We start from the raw sequence: 15,918 nt of genomic DNA, 5'->3' as shown, positions 1-15,918 counted from the left end.
CGCGTTTTCGTGCCGTCGGTGGATCATGGGCAGGCTCGATTCCTCTGCTCACGTGCGGATGCAGGCTCCGCCGGGGCATCAGGGCGCAGCCGGAGAGAGTCGCGGGACCGGCCTCGCGCCGGATGCGTGCGTTCCCCGGGTCCCTCGTTCCGTGCCTGCCCTCGTCATGGCGCGAGCGGCCGGGCTTGCCGCATGCGGAGCAGGTAGTCGATGAGCGCGCGGAGTGCCGGCGATGCCTGCCGCCTCTGGGGATAGTACAGGTAGTAGCCGGGGAACGGCGGGCAGTACTCCTCGAGCACGGGAACGACCTCGCCGCGGTCGACGTACGGCTGGACCCCATCCCCCATCCCGATCGTCAGCCCGAGACCGGCGGTCACGAGCCGCATCATGAGGGAGAAGTCGTTGGCCACGACCCGGGCCGGGACCGCGACGGAGAAGTCTTCGCCGCCGGGCTCGGTGAACTCCCAGCGGTACGGCGCGGCATCCGGGCCGGGCCGCCAGTTGATGCACGCGTGCTCCCGGAGATCGCGGGGGTGCCCCGGCGCCGGGTGTGCCGCGAAGTACGCCGGGGAGCCGACCACGACGAGCCGCTGCGGGCCGGACGCGGGGACGGCGACCATGTCCTGCTCGATCACCTCGCCCAGGCGCACGGCGGCGTCGTAGCCGGCCGCCACGATGTCGCCCACGTCCTCGTCGACGATGATGTCGAGCTGGACGTCGGGGTACGCGCGCAGGAACCCCTCCAGGGCCGCTCCCCGCAGGAACCCCTCCGCTCCGGCCGAGACGTTGAGCCGCACGATCCCCCGCGGCCGGTCGGCCAGCTCTCCCACCGCGCCCGCGGCCGCCTCCAGTCCGTCCATCGCCTGGCGGGCCGCCGCGTAGAAGCGCTCCCCCGCCTCCGTGAGCCGCACGCTCCGCGTGGTCCGCTGCAGGAGCGTGACGCCGAGCCGCTGCTCGAGACGGCGCAGCGTCTTGCTCAGCGCCGTCCCGCTCACGCCCAGCCGCCGGCCCGCCGCGCGGAAGCCCTTCGCCTCCACCACCGCCACGAACTCCGCCACGCCGTCCAGGACGTCCGCCATTGTCAACCTGCAGGCATCAGGGCGTGAACCGCTGCCGCGTTTATCCGCCCTAATCTCTCGCCTATCTTCCTATCCCGACAGAGGCGCATCGGACGCTCCGGACCAGGTTCATCGCGGGAGGACGAGATGAGCACTCCTCCCGATGCAGCCGTTCATGGATCCTGGCGGAGATGCGGCCCGGCGACGCGGTGTGGCTCGAGCCGGGCGAGAAGCACTGGCACGGCGCGTCGCCCGCCACGGCGATGACCCGCATCGCCGTCCAGGAGGCGCTGGACGGGAAGGCGGTGGAGTGGATGGAGCACGTCACCGGCGAGCAGTACCGGTCGACCAGGTGAACGCCGACGCCGGTCCATCGCCGGCGACAAGGAGATAGACGATGCGAGGAGCTGTTCTCCACGGACCGGGCGACGTGCGCTTCGAGGAGCGCGACGACCCGGAGATCATCGAGCCCACGGACGCGATCCTCCGGATCTCGGCCACCTGCGTGTGCGGGTCCGACCTGTGGCCCTACCGCGGCACCGAGCCGATCGCCCAGCCGACGCCGATGGGCCACGAGTACTGCGGCATCGTCGAGGAGGTCGGCAGCGGGGTCCGGAACGTCAGGCCGGGCCAGTTCGTCGTCGGCTCGTTCTTCGCCTCCGACAACACCTGCCCGATCTGTCACGCGGGCTACCAGAGCCGGTGCGTCGACGCGCGGCCCATGGGTGCGCTGGGCGCGCAGGCGCCGTACCTGCGCGTCCCGCTCGCCGACGGCACCCTCGTCGCCACGCCGGAGCTCCCGTCCAGCGACCTCGTCCCGAGCCTGCTGGCGGCCTCCGACGTCCTGGGCACCGGCTGGTTCGCCGCCGACGCGGCCGCCGCGGGGCCCGGGAAGACGGTCGCGGTCGTCGGCGACGGCGCGGTCGGGCTCCTGGGCGTGCTCTCCGCGAAGCAGATGGGCGCCGAGCGCATCATCGTCATGAGCCGTCACGAGCCGCGGCAGAAGCTCGCCCTCGAGTTCGGCGCGACCGACATCGTGACCGAGCGCGGGGACGAGGGGGTCGCTCGCATCAAGGACATGACCGGCGGGCTCGGCGCGCACTCGGTGATCGAGGCGGTCGGCACGCAGGAGTCGATGATGCAGGCGATCCGCTCCACCCGCCCCGGCGGGCACGTCGGCTTCGTCGGGGTCGCCCACGGAGTCGAGATCCCGGGGCTGGAGCTGTTCTTCGCCGAGGTCCACCTGCACGGCGGCCCTGCCCCGGTGCGGCGCTACCTCCCCGAGCTGATCGACCTGATCTGGACCGGGAAGATCGATCCCGGCAAGGTGTTCGACCTGACCCTGCCGCTCGACCAGGTGGCGGAGGGCTACCGCGCGATGGACGAGCGCCGCGCCATCAAGACACTGCTCACGGTCTGAGGGCCGATGAGGCGCGCGTGAGGCGCCGAGGCCATGCGGAGCCGTCGGAACGGCCTCCCGCCGATGGTCGGCGAGCGCACGCGGGCCGCGATGGTGAGGATCACGCCGCGCGAGCCGCAGGAACGCACGCGTGCGGGCGAAGGCGATCACGACTCGGTACAATCGTCAAGGAAACACGATGGAATACAAGCATCTCGGCCGCACCGGCCTGCAGGTCAGCCGGCTCGCTCTCGCCACCATGAACTTCGGCTGGACCGCGGACGAGGCCGCGGGCTTCCAGATCATGGACGCAGCGCTGGACGCCGGCATCAACCTCGACGGCCTCGCCGTCGAGCGGCTGGAGCACGTCGGGGCCGAGCCGTACGCGCCTGACGCACAGGGCCCGCCGGGCCGGGCCGCCATCGTGCGTCGGGCGCCGGTCGAGGCGCCGACCGCATCGTGAACGAGGAGACTGAGCATGGAAATCAAGCGCGTGGGCTCGCAGCCCTCCGCCAGGGGACCGGCCGACTGGTTCACCGGTACGGTCCGCATCGACCCGCTCTTCAGTGCCCCCGCGCCGGCTCGCGTCGCTGGCGCCGCGGTGACCTTCGAGCCCGGCGCGCGCACGGCGTGGCACACCCATCCGCTGGGCCAGACGCTGATCGTCACCAGCGGGTGCGGCTGGGCGCAGCGCGAGGGCGGGCCGGTCGAGGTGATCCGTCCCGGCGACGTGGTGTGGTTCGCGCCGGGGGAGAGGCACTGGCACGGCGCCACCGCCACCACGGCGATGACCCACGTCGCCATCCAGGAGGCGCTCGACGGCAAGGCCGTCGAGTGGATGGAGCACGTCGGCGACGAACAGTACCAGGCCGGGCCGGGCGAGCCCGGGTCCGGTCCGGAGGTGGGCCGATGACGAGCGTGGGATCGCGGCGCCCGCGGGTGATCTGCCACATGCTGGCATCGGTGGACGGGCGCATCGTCGTCGACCGCTGGCCGGTGTCTCCCGAGGGGCGGCGGCAGTACGAGCTGGTGCACGCGGGCTACGAGCCCGACGGCTGGATCTGCGGCCGCGTGACGATGGAGCCGTTCGCCGGGGGCGTGCGCCCCGAGGCCGAGGTCGCGCGCGAGCACGCGGGCGGCGCGCCGCGCGAGGACTTCCGCGCGCCGGGCGAGCACGACTCCTTCGCCTTCGCGGTCGACCCGGGCGGCCGGCTCGCCTGGGAGTCGGGCGACGTCGACGGCGACCACGTCGTCGCGATCCTCTCCGAGCGCGTCTCCGACGAGTATCTCGCGTTCCTGCGCGGGCGCGGCGTGTCGTACCTCCTGGCCGGGGCGCGCGACGTCGACCTGGCCGCGGCGCTGGAGAAGATCGGCGAGCGCTTCGGCGTGCGCACGCTGATGCTCGAGGGCGGCGGGCGGATCAACGGAGGGATGCTGCGCGCGGGGCTGGTCGACGAGGTGAGCCTGCTCGTGGCCCCGGTGGCGGACGGGCGCATCGGGACGCCCGCGCTCTTCGACGTCGACGGCGACGACGTGGCGCCGCGCCGGCTCGCGCTCGAGGCGGTGGAGCGGCGCGCGGACGACGTGCTGTGGCTGCGCTACCGCGTCGAGCCCGGGGAGGAGTCCTGACAGCCATGCACGACACCCCGCCCGCCACCGTCCGCCCCGCGGCGCCCACGGACCTCCCGGCCCTCGGCCGGCTCGGCGCGCTCCTGGTCCGGACGCACCACGACTTCGACCCCGAGCGCTTCATCGCGGCCGCGCCGCAGACCGAGCAGGCGTACGCCGCGTTCCTCGGGCGGCAGCTCGGGGAGCCGGACGCCGTCGTCCTGGTCGCCGCGCGGGGCGGCGAGGTGCTCGGCTACACCTATGCCGGCGTGGAGGGGAACGACTACATGGCGCTGCGCGGGCCGGCGGGCGTGCTGCACGACATCGTCGTGGATCCCGCCCAGCGCGGGCAGGGCGTCGGCCGCATGCTGCTCGACGCCACCCTGGCGGCGCTCCGCGAGCGGGGCGCCCCGCGGTGCGTCCTCGCGACGGCGGAGCGGAACGAGTCCGCGCAGCGCCTGTTCGCCCGCGCCGGGTTCCGGCGGACGATGGTGGAGATGACGCGCGAGCTGAACAGCGAGACGTGAAGCGGCTCCCCGGCTCCCCGGCCTGTACACTCGCTACGTGACCAGCTGCCGGGAGCCCTCGTGGAAGCAGCCTGACGAGGACGTCGACCGTCGAGAGGGGTTTTAGCTTCGATCGCAACGTCCGCCGTCCAGCCGAGAGCTCGCGCGCGGAACGCGCCGGGCCCGACGCGCGGCGCCGCAGCCTCCGCCCGCGAGCGCCTCCACGCACCCCGCCCGGCGCGGCCGCGTCTTGCCGGACCGCCGCCCGGGACGCTATGCTCCGGGGGCTGTCCCATCCCGCCTCACTGCGCATCCTCCCGCCATCCTCGATGACTCCCGACGAAGTCGGCGCCCTGGTCGCCGTGATCGGGCTCCTGAGCCAGTCCGCCGGCGCTCTCCTCCTGGTGTGCCTCTTCGCGGCGCTGCTGCGTAGCCATCCGCGCCCGCAGTCGTATTTCCGGCAGTGGGCGCGGGGGTGGGTGGCGCTCGTCGTCGCGCTGGCGGGCGTGGGGGCGCAGTACGCCTTCCCCCGGATCATGGCCGCCGAGCCGCTGGCTCCCCGCGCGGCGAACCTGGTCTACCAGGCGGGGAAGCTCCTCTTCGTCTCCTTCCTGCTAGCCGGCACGCTCAACTACGCGCGTGGGAGCCGGCCGCGCGCCTTCCTCCGCCGGGCGGTCCCGGCCGCGCTCGCGTACGCCCTGGTCAGCGCCGTCTTCTCGGGACCCTTCCTGAACGCGGTGATGGTCTTCCAGACGCCGCTGGTGGTGGGTCCGTTCCTGGCCTGCGCCTGGCTCCTGCTCCGCCTCCCCGGCTCGCGCCGCACCCTGGGGAGCCGCACCACGGGGATCGTCTTCGTGACCATCGCGGCGCTCTGGGTCCTCTACGCCCTCGCTTTCGCGTTCGAGGGGGTCCCGGCGTGGCGCCCTCCGGACGGCCCCCTCTACTTCCTCCTCAGGTACAACAGCTTCTTCGACCTCCTCCTGCAGATGCTGCTGGGGTACGGGATGGTCGTGCTCCTCCTGGAGGACGTGGGGCGCGAGAGCGCGGACGCGCGGAGCCAGCTCGCCCTGGCGCACGACCGCCTGAGGCAGGTCTCCCTGTACGACCCGGTGACCGGGGCGCTCAACCGGCGCGCCTACGAGGAGGGCGCGGCGCTGGAGGCGCTCGGCGCCCGGTACGGCACGGCGCTCATGCTGGACATGGACAACCTCAAGGTGGTGAACGACACCCTCGGCCACGCCGCCGGCGACGAGCTGCTCCGGCGCCTGGTGGAGACGGTGCGCCGCTGCGTCCGCCCGCTGGACCGGGTCTATCGGTGGGGGGGCGACGAGTTCCTCCTCCTCTTCCCCGCCGCGCTCCCGGAGGAGGTGGCCCCGCGGGTGCGCGACGCGATCCGCGCGGCGGAGCTGGAGGTGAGCCTCGGCGCCGCCCGGTTCTCGGGGACGGAGGACCTCCCGGCCGCCATCGAGCGGGCCGACCGCGCGATGTACGGAGAGAAGACTCGCAACCGGGCGGGGAGGGCGCGCGGCGCGGAGCGGGAGCTGGCGGCGCGCGCTCCGCGGCCGTGAGCCCGCGGGCGCGGCCCCGGATCGGCCGCGGGACTGCTCACCCCCGCTCGCCGAACAGCGGGCGCAGCTTCTCGACCGCGTCGCCCAGGCGGGCGCAGGCTTCGTCGTCGCGGGACTGGACGTACCGGTCGGCCGCTTCCCACAGCTCGCACAGGGAATCTCCCGCGTTGAACAGGAGGAGGCCGAGGTCGAACCTGGTGACGCTCCGCCTGGTGAGCCTGGAATCCTGCTTCAGCTTCCCGGACAGCTCGCGATAGAGGCTGCTCACGCCTTTCCTCCTTCCCCGGGGCTCGCCTGTTCCCCCGCCGCCTGGTAGACCCTGACGGGCACGTGGTGGAAGTCGTTCCCCCGCAGGTACTCCCATCGTCCGGCCGTGATCGGGCCGGGAACGACCTCCCGCAGCCGGGCGACGAGCTCGCCCAGCAGCCCCGCCGGGAGCGCCTCGCCGTCCGGCAGGAAGACTCGCGTGTCGGTCGCTTCGGGCGGCAGCGCGTGCGTGCGGGTGATGTCGATCCGCTCGCCCGACATCGTGCCGGTCACCCACTCCCAGTAGTCCTCCGCGTCTTCCTCGACGTCCTCCAGCCGGAGGCCCTCCGCGAGCGCCGCGAGCGGCAGCGCCGAGCGGAACCAGACGTCGGTGATGCGGTCGTCCATCGATCTCCCGGCCGTTGCGTGCGCGCCACCGCGCGCCACCCTGGATCCCCGATCCCCCTCCAGCCGCTCCGCCGGCACCGCGCGCGGGCTCACGCCGGCGGGTCCCGCAGCAGCCCGGGGAGGACGATACCGTCCGGCGCCGCGAAGGGGATGCCGAGGAGCGCGGCGACGGTGGGGGCGACGCACTCGATCGGCAGGAGGGGCGCGGCGGCGCCGTGGCGGAAGCCCGCGCCGGCGCCCACGAAGCCGGTGCGCATCTCGGGCTCGTCGGGGTGGTAGCCGTGCGTGGCGCCGTGCACGGGCCGCACGTCGGGCGGCGTCGGCACGTCCGAGAACTCGACTCCCGGCACGGCCGCCAGCGCGAACGGGGCCTCCGGGTCGGCGCCGAGCGCGTCCAGCTCCGCGCGCTCGACCACGCGGAAGAGGCGCCGCACGCCCGGCGGCCGCGCGTCGAGGACGCGGCGGACGGCGGCGGCCGCGTCTTCGTCCGCCCGGTCGCGGAGGCGCAGGAACGCGGAGCCGCCGTCGGCGTGGAAGGCCGCGCGCCAGTCGCCGCGGTCGTCGCGGTCCGCCATCATCCCCGCCGCCGCCAGCCAGGCGTTGGGGCGCAGCTGCGTGTGGCGGTTGATGGAGCCGTGGTCGCCGACCACCACGAACGCCACGCGGTCGCGCACGCCTAAGCGCTCCACCGTCTCCACCACCTGGCCGACGGCGCGGTCCGCGGCGCCGACCGCGCGGCGCGTCAGGGGGTTGTTGCGCCCGCGCTCGTGCTGCATGTGGTCGGTGCCGATCAGGTGCATCAGCAGCAGCGTGGGCCGGTGCCGCTCGAAGAGGTACGACGCGATGCTCCCCACGCGGTCCTCGCGCGCCAGCCACCCCAGGCCGAAGTTCTCGCCGCGCAGCCGCCCGGTGGCCTCCTTCTCCAGCTCCTCGAACAGCCCCGGCGGCGTGGTGGCCGCGCGCACCGGGGCGATGAAGTCCGCCTGCGCGTAGTGCTCGGGCCACACGTCGGGCACGTTCCAGTCGATCGCCGCCCCCACCGTCACCGGCCACCCCACCGAGGCCGTGGTCCCGCCCGCCGCGCGCACCGCGTCCCACAGCGTGGGCACGCGGATGTGCGAGGCTTCCCAGAGCCACGCCTCGGTCCGCCCCTCCGGGAGGAAGGGGCGGTTGGACCAGACGCCGTGCCGCGCCGGGAGCGCGCCGGTGACGAGCGTGGTGTGCGCGGGGTAGGTGAGCGCGGGGAAGACGGTGCGCACGCCGTCGGCGCGCACGCCCTCGAAGGCGAGCTGCTGCAGCGTGGGGGCGGGCCAGGTCTCGTCGGCGTAGAACTCCGGCCGCAGCGCGTCGACCGACGCGACGATCACGTGGTCGGCCCGCCGCCCCGGCGCGCGCCTCCCCGCCGCCCGCAGGATCTCGTCCGCCTCGATGCGGTGCCCCTCTCCTCCTCGCATTCCCGCTCCCCCGACCGGACGCATCCCCGCGGGGTCGGCGAGAGCCCCGCGGGCCGTCGTCGTTGTCGCCCGGCCAGAACCAGGCCACCGGCGCGCGCGGCGTCAGCCCGCGACCGCTGCGCATCCCGCGGGATCCCCACACGTACGGCCTCCATCCCGGACGGTGCCTTAGAACGAAAACTGTTGACATAGGGGGAGGGGGTATATAGACTTGCGTCGGCGCCGGGGAGCAGGAGGACCTGGCGTCGCCCCGGAGCCTGGCTGGATCCGGGTCCGGCGTCACTCCGTTCCGCACGAGGAGAGACCATGAGCACGGGTGTCGAGCCCAGCGGCCATTCGCGCCGGAGACGGATTCCCGCGAAGCGGCTTCTCCTCCTGCCCGGCTCCGTTCTCGTGGCGCTCCTCGCGGTCGTCGCCGTGCGTACGGCCAGCTTCAAGGCGGCCGAGCCCGCGGTGGCGCCGGCGCCCGTGGCGACGGTCCCCGCGGGCGCGGCCGAGCGGCTCGCCGGCGCGATCCGCATCCCGACCATCTCGCACGAGAACCCCGCGGCGTTCGACGCGGCGGCGTTCCGGGCCCTGCACGCCTACCTCCAGGCGCAGTTCCCCCGGGTCCACTCCCGGCTGCGGCGCGAGACGGTCGCCACGCACAGCCTCCTGTACACCTGGCAGGGGAGCGACCCCTCCCTCGCGCCGATCCTGCTGATGGGCCACCTGGACGTGGTCCCGGTGGAGCCGGGCACCGAGGGGAAGTGGCGGGAGAGCCCCTTCGGCGGGCGGATCGCGGACGGCTTCGTCTGGGGCCGGGGCGCCATCGACAACAAGATGACCGTGCTGGGGACGCTCGAGGCCGTGGAGATGCTCCTGGGCGAGGGGTTCCGCCCGGCGCGCACCGTCTACCTCGCGTACGGCCACGACGAGGAGGTCGGCGGCACGCGGGGCGCCCGGCAGGTCGCCGCCCTGCTGCGGAGCCGCGGCGTGCGGCTGGAGATGGTGCTCGACGAAGGGGGCGTGATCGGCGACGGGATCCTCCCCGGCGTCTCCGCGCCCACCGCGCTGGTGGGGATCGCCGAGAAGGGGTTCGTGAGCGTGGAGCTGAGCACCCGCGCGGCCGGCGGGCACTCCTCGCTGCCGCCCCGGCGGAGCGCGATCGGGATCCTGGGCGCGGCGGTGGCGCGGCTGGAGGAGAACCCGATGCCCGCGCGGATCGACGGGCCCACGCGGCAGCTCTTCGAGCGGGTCGGCCCGCGCTTTCCGCTGGCGCAGCGCGCGGCGTTCGCGAACCTCTGGCTCACCCGGCCGCTGGTGGTGGGGAAGCTCGAAGACACCCCCACCACCAACGCCATGGTGCGCACCACCGCCGCGGCGACGATCTTCCAGGCCGGGACCAAGGAGAACGTGCTGGCGAGCCGCGCGCGGGCGGTGGTCAACTTCCGCATCCTCCCGGGCGACAGCGTGGCCGGCGTGGTGGAGCACGTCCGGCGCGCGGTCGACGACCCGCGCGTCGAGATCCGGCGCGGGGGCGGCTTCTCCGCCGAGCCGTCTCCCGTGTCCGCCACCGGCTCCGCGAGCTTCCGGACGCTGGAGCGGACCATCCGGAGCGTCTTCCCCGAGGCGGTGGTGGCGCCGTACCTGGTGGTGGTGGTGACGGACTCGCGCTTCTTCGGCGACCTGAGCCCGAACGTCTTCCGCTTCCTCCCGGTCCGCCTCGCGCCCGCCGACCTCCAGCGCATGCACGGCACCAACGAGCGAATCGCGGTCGCCGACTACGAGCGGGCGATCCGCATCTACCGCCAGCTCATCCTGAACGCCGCCGGACGCTGAGGACGGCGCACGGCGAGGCGCGCATCGAGAACGTTGACCCAAGGACCGGCGCAGAGCACGATTGGACGATCGTCCGCTCCCCCGGTGAAGACCACCCCATCCATCAGGCTTCACATGCGATCCGACACACAGCACGACCACGCCGGACACGGCCATGGCCACGATCACCACCACGGCGCCGCGGGGCACATGGTGCACGAGCCCTCGGGCGAGACCCTCGCGGCGTACCGGGCGGCGCTCGACGCGGCCCGGCCCGCGCCCGGCGGGAAGGTCGTCACGGTGGAACTCGACGCGCGGGAGACGGAGTGGGAGTTCGTCCCGGGGCGCCCGACGCGCGCCTGGGGGTACAACGGGCAGGTGCCCGGCCCCGTGATCGAGGCGAGCGTGGGCGACGTGCTGGAGGTGCGCCTCTGCAACTCGCTCCCCGAGCCCACCATGATCCACTGGCACGGGCTCCGGCTCCCCCCGCCGATGGACGGCACCGAGAACGTCCAGCGCCCGGTGGCGCCCGGCGAGACGTTCACGTACCGCTTCGTGCTCCCCGACGCGGGCACCTTCTGGTACCACCCCCACCTGAACGAGACCGTGCAGCTGGAGCGCGGGCTCTACGGCGCGCTGGTGGTGCGCGGCCCCGGCGAGCCGGAGCTCGACGCGGAGCGGGTGCTCGTGCTGGACGACGTGGCGCTGGACCGCGCGGGGCGGATCGAGCCGCCGGGCGGGTGGATCGAGCGGCACGACGGCCGGCAGGGGGGCGTGCGCCTGGTGAACGGCAGGAGCGAGCCCGAGCTCGCCATGGCCGCCGGCCAGGTGGAGCGCTGGCGGATCGTGAACGCCGCGAGCGCGCGCTACGTGCGGCTGTCCATCGGCGGCGCGCCCTTCCGCATCCTCGGCACCGACGGCGGCCTCCTCGCCGCGCCGGTGACGGCGAGCGAGGTGCTGCTCGCGCCGGCGGACCGCGTGGACCTGGCCGTGGGGCCCTTCGCGGAGGGAGAGACGCTGCGGGTCGAGTCGCTCCGCTACCGCCGGGGCTCGTTCAAGCGGGCGAAGCGCGAGGAGCTGTTCGCGACGCTGCGGGTGGGCCCGGCCGCCGCCTCGCGGGCGGTGATCCCGGAGAGACTGCGGCACATCGAGCCGCTGGTGACGGGGCCCGCCGCCCCCACGCGCGAGGTGCGCCTGGGCTTCAAGGTGAGCCCGCGGAGAGGCGTCGACTTCGTGATCAACCGCGAGTCGCACCACCGGGCCGACCCGGTCAGGCTGGGCGAGCTCCAGGTGTGGGACATCGTCAACGCCACGCCGGTCGACCACCCGTTCCACCTGCACGGGTACTTCTTCCAGGTGCTGGAGGTGAACGGCCGGCCGCCGGAGTTCCTCTCCTGGGAGGACACGGTGAACGTGCCGGCCCGCGGCCGGGTGCGGATCGCCTGGATGCCCGACGAGCGGCCGGGGGAGTGGATGTACCACTGCCACATCCTGGAGCACCACGCCGGGGGGATGATGGCCCACTTCGAGGTGGTGCCGTAGCGGGCCGCGCCCGTCCGGGTCGAGGGAGCAGGAACCCGGGTCGGCGCGCCGCCCGGCGCTCGCGGGACGGTTCGAGCCGCCGGGCGGCGCGGCTCCGGGACGAACGAACCCGGGCGTGCGGCGTACCAGCGTCCCGGGCCGGCGCGCGCGACCCGCCGGGTCCGCCGGTGCCCGCCGTCGATGGCGATTCCCCCTGTATCCTCCGGAATGATCTCCGTCTCCAATCTCGCGAAGGAATTCGGCGACCGCGTGCTGTTCGCCGACGCCTCGTTCCAGCTCAACCCGGGCGAGCGCTACGGCATCGTGGGCGCCAACGGCTCCGGCAAGACCACGCTGCTCAACCTCCTGAGCGGCGACGCCCAGCCCACCCGGGGCGCCGTCTCCATCCCGAAGTCGCTGCGGCTGGGGGTGCTGCGCCAGGACCAGTTCCTCTACGAGGACGAGGAGGTGCTGGGCGTGGCGCTCCGCGGGCACCCGGAGCTCTGGGACGCCATGGTCGAGAAGGAGGCGCTCCTGGCCCGGGCCCACGAGCACTTCGACGCGGACCGCTTCTCGGCGCTCGAAGAGACGGTGCAGCGGCTCGACGGGTACACCGCCGAGGCGCGGGCGGCCACCATCCTGGAGGGGCTCGGGCTTCCCGCGCAGGTGCACCGCCAGCCGCTGTCCACCCTCTCCGGCGGCTTCAAGCTGCGGGTGCTCCTGGCGCAGGTGCTGGCGGGCGCCCCCGACGCCCTGCTCCTGGACGAGCCCACCAACCACCTCGACGTCCTCTCCATCCGCTGGCTGGAGAAGTTCCTGCGCGACCAGGAGGGCCCGGTGGCGGTCGTCTCGCACGACCACCGCTTCCTGGACAACGTGGCCACGCACATCCTGGACGTGGACTACCAGACGGTCACGCTCTACCGGGGCAACTACACGGAGTTCCTGGAGCAGAAGCGGGAAGACCGGGAGCGCAAGGAGAAGGAGATCGAGGGCCGGCAGAAGGAGATCGCCCACCACCAGAAGTTCGTGGACCGCTTCAAGGCGAAGGCGAGCAAGGCCCGGCAGGCGCAGAGCAAGCTGCGGATGATCGAGAGGAAGGCCGAAGAGCTCGTGGAGCTCCCCGGCAGCTCCCGGCGCTACCCGAAGTTCCGCTTCGAGCAGCGGCGCCCGAGTGGGCGCGAGGTGCTGGCGGTCACCGGGCTCCGCAAGGCGTTCGGCGACACGGAGGTCCTGCACGGGGTGGACCTGCGGGTGGCCCGCGGCGACCGCCTGGTCATCCTGGGCCCCAACGGGATCGGGAAGTCCACGCTGCTCAAGATCGTGATGGGCGAGCTGCGGCCCGACCAGGGGCGGGTGGAGTGGGGGTACGAGACCCACCCCGGCTACTTCGCCCAGGACCACCACGAGCAGCTGGACGACCCCGAGCGCACGGCGGAGGAGTGGCTCTGGGACTTCTGCCCGGGGAAGGACCGGGGCTTCGTGCGGGGGCACCTGGGGCTGATGCTCTTCTCCGGCGACGACGGGGAGAAGCGCCTCTCCACCCTGTCGGGCGGGGAGGCCACCCGGCTCGTGTTCAGCCGGCTGGCGCTGGAGCGGCCGAACGTCCTGGTGCTCGACGAGCCCACCAACCACCTGGACCTGGAGTCGATCGAGGCGCTGGTCGCCGCGCTGCAGGGCTACGAGGGCACGCTGATCCTGGTGTCGCACGACCGCTGGCTGGTGGGCCGGCTGGCCACCCGCGTGGTGGAGATCACCCGCGAGGGGATCCGCGACTACCACGGCACCTACGAGGAGTACGTCCACGCCTGCGGCGACGACCACCTGGACGCCGACACCGTGGTGCTCAAGGCCCGGCGCGAGGAGCGCAAGGGGAAGCGGAAGGAGCTGCTGGAAGCCTGAACGGTCTCCCGGCTGCGGGCGCGAACGCGGGACAGGCCGGCGCTTCCCGGGGAGGTCCGCCCCTGGAGCCCTCGAGAGCCGGCCTCCGCGAGGATGAATGGCTGTGGGGGTGGGACCCCACGCCGGGGATCGTCTCGGTGTGGGCCGAGCCGGACGGCCGCGCGATCGTCTGGCGCAGGCTCCCGGAGACGGGCGCGCTGGTGCGCGAGGACGAGCGGTTCCGCCCCTGGATCCTCCTCGACCGCCTGGACGACCTGCGCCACCTGGGCCCGCGGCTCGGGCCCGGGGGCGACGCCGGCGCCGACGTCTGGGTCCGCGAGCTGGGCGGCCCCGGCGAGCTGCGGTTCCTGGTCTCCGCCGCCGACGGCAGGGCGCTGGCGGCGGCGGTGCTGCACGGCGCGTCGCACCGGCTCGGGCGGCGCGTGGGGCACCTGCGCGAGCTCGGCCAGGCCGGCGTGCTCGCGCTCCCGCCCGAGGAGCAATACCTGGTGGCGACGGGGCGCACGTACTTCCGCGGCCTCGCCTTCGACCAGCTGCACCGGCTGCAGTTCGACCTGGAGACCACGGGGCTCGACCCCGCGCGCGACCGCGTCTTCATGGTCGCCGTGCGCCATCCGTCGGGCGCCACCGAGGTGCTGGAGGCGGAGGGTGCCGGCGACGCGGCCGAGGCCGGCCTGATCCGGCGGCTGGTCGAGGTGGTGCGGGCGGCCGACCCGGACGTGATCGAGAACCACAACCTGCACGGGTTCGACCTCCCCTTCCTCGCGCACCGTGCGCGCCGGCTGGGGGTGCCGCTCGCGCTCGGCCGCCTGGGGAAGCTGGGGGTGCGCGAGCGCGCCGCCCGCCGCGGCACCGCGCGCGAGGGCGACGCCGGCCGGCGGGTGCGCCTGGTGGCCCCGGGGCGCGAGCTGATCGACACGCTGGACGCGGTGCAGCGCTACGACTTCGCCGCGCGCGACCTGCCGGGCCACGGGCTCAAGGTGGTGGCGCGGCACCTGGGCGTGGCGGTGCCGGACCGCGAGTACGTCCCCGGGAGCCAGGTCTACGCCGTCTGGCGGCGCGACCCGGAGCGCGTGCGCCGCTACGCCACCGACGACGTCGAGGAGACCGCCGCCATCTCGCGCCTGCTGGGCGGGGCCGCGTTCGCCCTGGCGCGCATGGCCCCGCGCCGCTACGAGCGGCTCGCCGACGCCGGCCCGGCCACCGGCGTGATCGACCCGCTGCTGGTGCGGGCCTACCTGCGCGCGGGCGCCGCCCTCCCCGCGCACCGGCCGGGCGACGGCACGCCCCACAGCGGCGCCGCGCTCCACCTCTTCGCCACCGGCGTGGCGTGGCGCGTGGTGAAGGCCGACGTGGCGAGCCTGTACCCGTCGCTCATGCGCGCCTACCGCATCGGCCCGGCGCGCGACCATCTGGGGGCGCTGCTGGCGCTGGTGGACCGGCTGGTGGAGCAGCGGCTGGCGGCCAAGGCCAGCGCGCGGGCGGCGCCCCCCGGCTCGGCCGAGCGCCACACGCACGAGGCGACCTCCGCGGCGATGAAGCTCATCGTCAACTCGGCCTACGGCTACCTGGCCGCGGGGGGCGAGCTGACGCGCTTCGCCGACGTGCACGCCGCCAACGAGGTGACGCGCCGCGGCCGCGAGACGCTGGCGCTGATGTGCCGCGAGCTCGCTGCGCGCGGGGTGACGCTGCTGGAGGCCGACACCGACGGCGTCTACTTCGCCGTCCCCGAGGGGTGGGGCGAGGCCGAGGAGCGGCGCGTGGTGGCCGAGGTGGCCGCGCTCCTGCCGCCGCTGGTCCACCTCGAGCTCGAGGGGCGCTACGCGGCGATGCTGTCGCACGAGCCGAAGAACTACGCCCTGCTCGGCTACGACGGGACGCTCACCCTGCGCGGGGTGGCGTTCCGCTCCAGCCGCGCGGAGCCGTTCGGCGAGGCGTTCCTGCGCCGCGCGCTGGTGCGGCTGTTCGCGGGCGACCTGGGCGGGGTGCGCGAGGCGTACCTGGCCACGCTCGACGCGCTGCGCCGCCGCGAGCTTCCCACCTTCGACGTCTCGTCGCGCGTGCGGCTGACCAAGTCGCCCGCCCGCTACGCCGCCACGCGCGAGACGCGGCGCGAGCTCGCCTACGAGGCGCTGCTCGCCAGCGGGCGCACGCAATGGCGCGTGGGCGAGCGGGTGCGCGTCTACCGCACGCAGGGCGGCGGGTGCGCCGTGGCCGCGCCGGCCGACGAAGCGCCCGGGTCTGTTGACCGGCGTGACTACGACGTGGAGCACTACGCGCGTGTGCTGCGCGACACCTACGCCGCCCGGCTCGCGCGCGCGCTCACGCCGGGCGACTTCGCCGCGGTGTTCGCCGACCCCGACCAGCTGTCGCTCTTCGCGCCGCCCACCGCGGCGATGCGGCCGGTGCTCGTCCCGCGCCCGGGGCCGGGCCGGTGACGCGGGCGGG

15 protein-coding genes are annotated in these 15,918 nt (G+C 74.3%); 11 read left to right on the top strand and 4 right to left on the bottom strand.

Translation table 11 applies throughout. The features are described 5' to 3' along the window. Positions 1–164: 164 nt before the first annotated feature. Positions 165–1,079, bottom strand: coding sequence for a LysR family transcriptional regulator (locus VF746_18485; protein HEX8694416.1), 915 nt, complete (start codon positions 1,077–1,079; stop codon positions 165–167). Between the two features lie 170 nt (positions 1,080–1,249). Here VF746_18485 and VF746_18480 point away from each other — a divergent pair, with 170 nt between their 5' ends. The 7 genes from VF746_18480 (at position 1,250) to VF746_18450 (ending at position 6,139) form a co-directional block, all read left to right on the top strand. Next, positions 1,250–1,414 carry a hypothetical protein gene (locus tag VF746_18480; protein HEX8694415.1) on the top strand — a complete coding sequence of 55 codons (165 nt, stop codon included), beginning with the start codon at positions 1,250–1,252 and terminating at the stop codon, positions 1,412–1,414. 41 nt (positions 1,415–1,455) lie between these two features. Continuing rightward, complete coding sequence (locus VF746_18475) at positions 1,456–2,478, top strand: zinc-dependent alcohol dehydrogenase family protein (protein ID HEX8694414.1); 1,023 nt, start codon at positions 1,456–1,458, stop codon at positions 2,476–2,478. Between the two features lie 178 nt (positions 2,479–2,656). Next, entirely contained in the window at positions 2,657–2,920 is a 264-nt protein-coding gene (locus VF746_18470) for a hypothetical protein (protein ID HEX8694413.1), read from the top strand. A gap of 15 nt (positions 2,921–2,935) precedes the next feature. After that, positions 2,936–3,370, top strand: coding sequence for a cupin domain-containing protein (locus VF746_18465; GenBank protein ID HEX8694412.1), 435 nt, complete (start codon positions 2,936–2,938; stop codon positions 3,368–3,370). After that, positions 3,367–4,086 carry a RibD family protein gene (locus tag VF746_18460; protein HEX8694411.1) on the top strand — a complete coding sequence of 240 codons (720 nt, stop codon included), beginning with the start codon at positions 3,367–3,369 and terminating at the stop codon, positions 4,084–4,086. The genes VF746_18465 and VF746_18460 overlap by 4 nt, the downstream gene beginning before the upstream one ends. A 5-nt stretch (positions 4,087–4,091) precedes the next feature. Continuing rightward, positions 4,092–4,592: a GNAT family N-acetyltransferase gene (locus tag VF746_18455; protein ID HEX8694410.1), complete on the top strand. Its 501-nt coding sequence runs from the start codon at positions 4,092–4,094 to the stop codon at positions 4,590–4,592. A gap of 308 nt (positions 4,593–4,900) precedes the next feature. Then, positions 4,901–6,139: a GGDEF domain-containing protein gene (locus tag VF746_18450; protein ID HEX8694409.1), complete on the top strand. Its 1,239-nt coding sequence runs from the start codon at positions 4,901–4,903 to the stop codon at positions 6,137–6,139. Positions 6,140–6,176: 37 nt separating this feature from the next. Here the strand turns inward: VF746_18450 and VF746_18445 are convergent, their stop codons facing one another. From VF746_18445 to VF746_18435, 3 genes are all read right to left on the bottom strand, one after another. Further along, on the bottom strand, positions 6,177–6,407 hold the full coding sequence (locus VF746_18445) for a hypothetical protein (GenBank protein ID HEX8694408.1): 231 nt from the start codon (positions 6,405–6,407) through the stop codon (positions 6,177–6,179). Further along, complete coding sequence (locus VF746_18440) at positions 6,404–6,793, bottom strand: hypothetical protein (protein ID HEX8694407.1); 390 nt, start codon at positions 6,791–6,793, stop codon at positions 6,404–6,406. Before VF746_18440 ends, VF746_18445 begins: the two co-directional genes overlap by 4 nt. Before the next feature lie 89 nt (positions 6,794–6,882). Next, on the bottom strand, positions 6,883–8,247 hold the full coding sequence (locus VF746_18435) for an ectonucleotide pyrophosphatase/phosphodiesterase (protein ID HEX8694406.1): 1,365 nt from the start codon (positions 8,245–8,247) through the stop codon (positions 6,883–6,885). Between the two features lie 306 nt (positions 8,248–8,553). Between VF746_18435 and VF746_18430 the strand changes: the two genes are divergently transcribed. From VF746_18430 to VF746_18415, 4 genes are all read left to right on the top strand, one after another. Next, positions 8,554–10,068, top strand: a complete 1,515-nt coding sequence (locus VF746_18430; protein HEX8694405.1) for a M20 family peptidase — start codon at positions 8,554–8,556, stop codon at positions 10,066–10,068. A 114-nt stretch (positions 10,069–10,182) separates the two neighbouring features. Further along, positions 10,183–11,589 (top strand): multicopper oxidase family protein, encoded by a 1,407-nt coding sequence (locus VF746_18425; GenBank protein HEX8694404.1) that lies wholly within the window; start codon positions 10,183–10,185, stop codon positions 11,587–11,589. Positions 11,590–11,796: 207 nt separating this feature from the next. Continuing rightward, positions 11,797–13,470, top strand: coding sequence for an ABC-F family ATP-binding cassette domain-containing protein (locus VF746_18420; GenBank protein HEX8694403.1), 1,674 nt, complete (start codon positions 11,797–11,799; stop codon positions 13,468–13,470). Between the two features lie 137 nt (positions 13,471–13,607). Further along, positions 13,608–15,908 (top strand): ribonuclease H-like domain-containing protein, encoded by a 2,301-nt coding sequence (locus VF746_18415; protein HEX8694402.1) that lies wholly within the window; start codon positions 13,608–13,610, stop codon positions 15,906–15,908. Positions 15,909–15,918: the final 10 nt, after the last annotated feature.

The sequence above is a fragment of the Longimicrobium sp. genome, assembly GCA_036389795.1.
In the GTDB taxonomy this organism is placed as follows: domain Bacteria; phylum Gemmatimonadota; class Gemmatimonadetes; order Longimicrobiales; family Longimicrobiaceae; genus Longimicrobium.
Note: the sequence above shows the minus strand (reverse complement) of the source record. Positions and strands in the feature narration are given on the sequence as shown.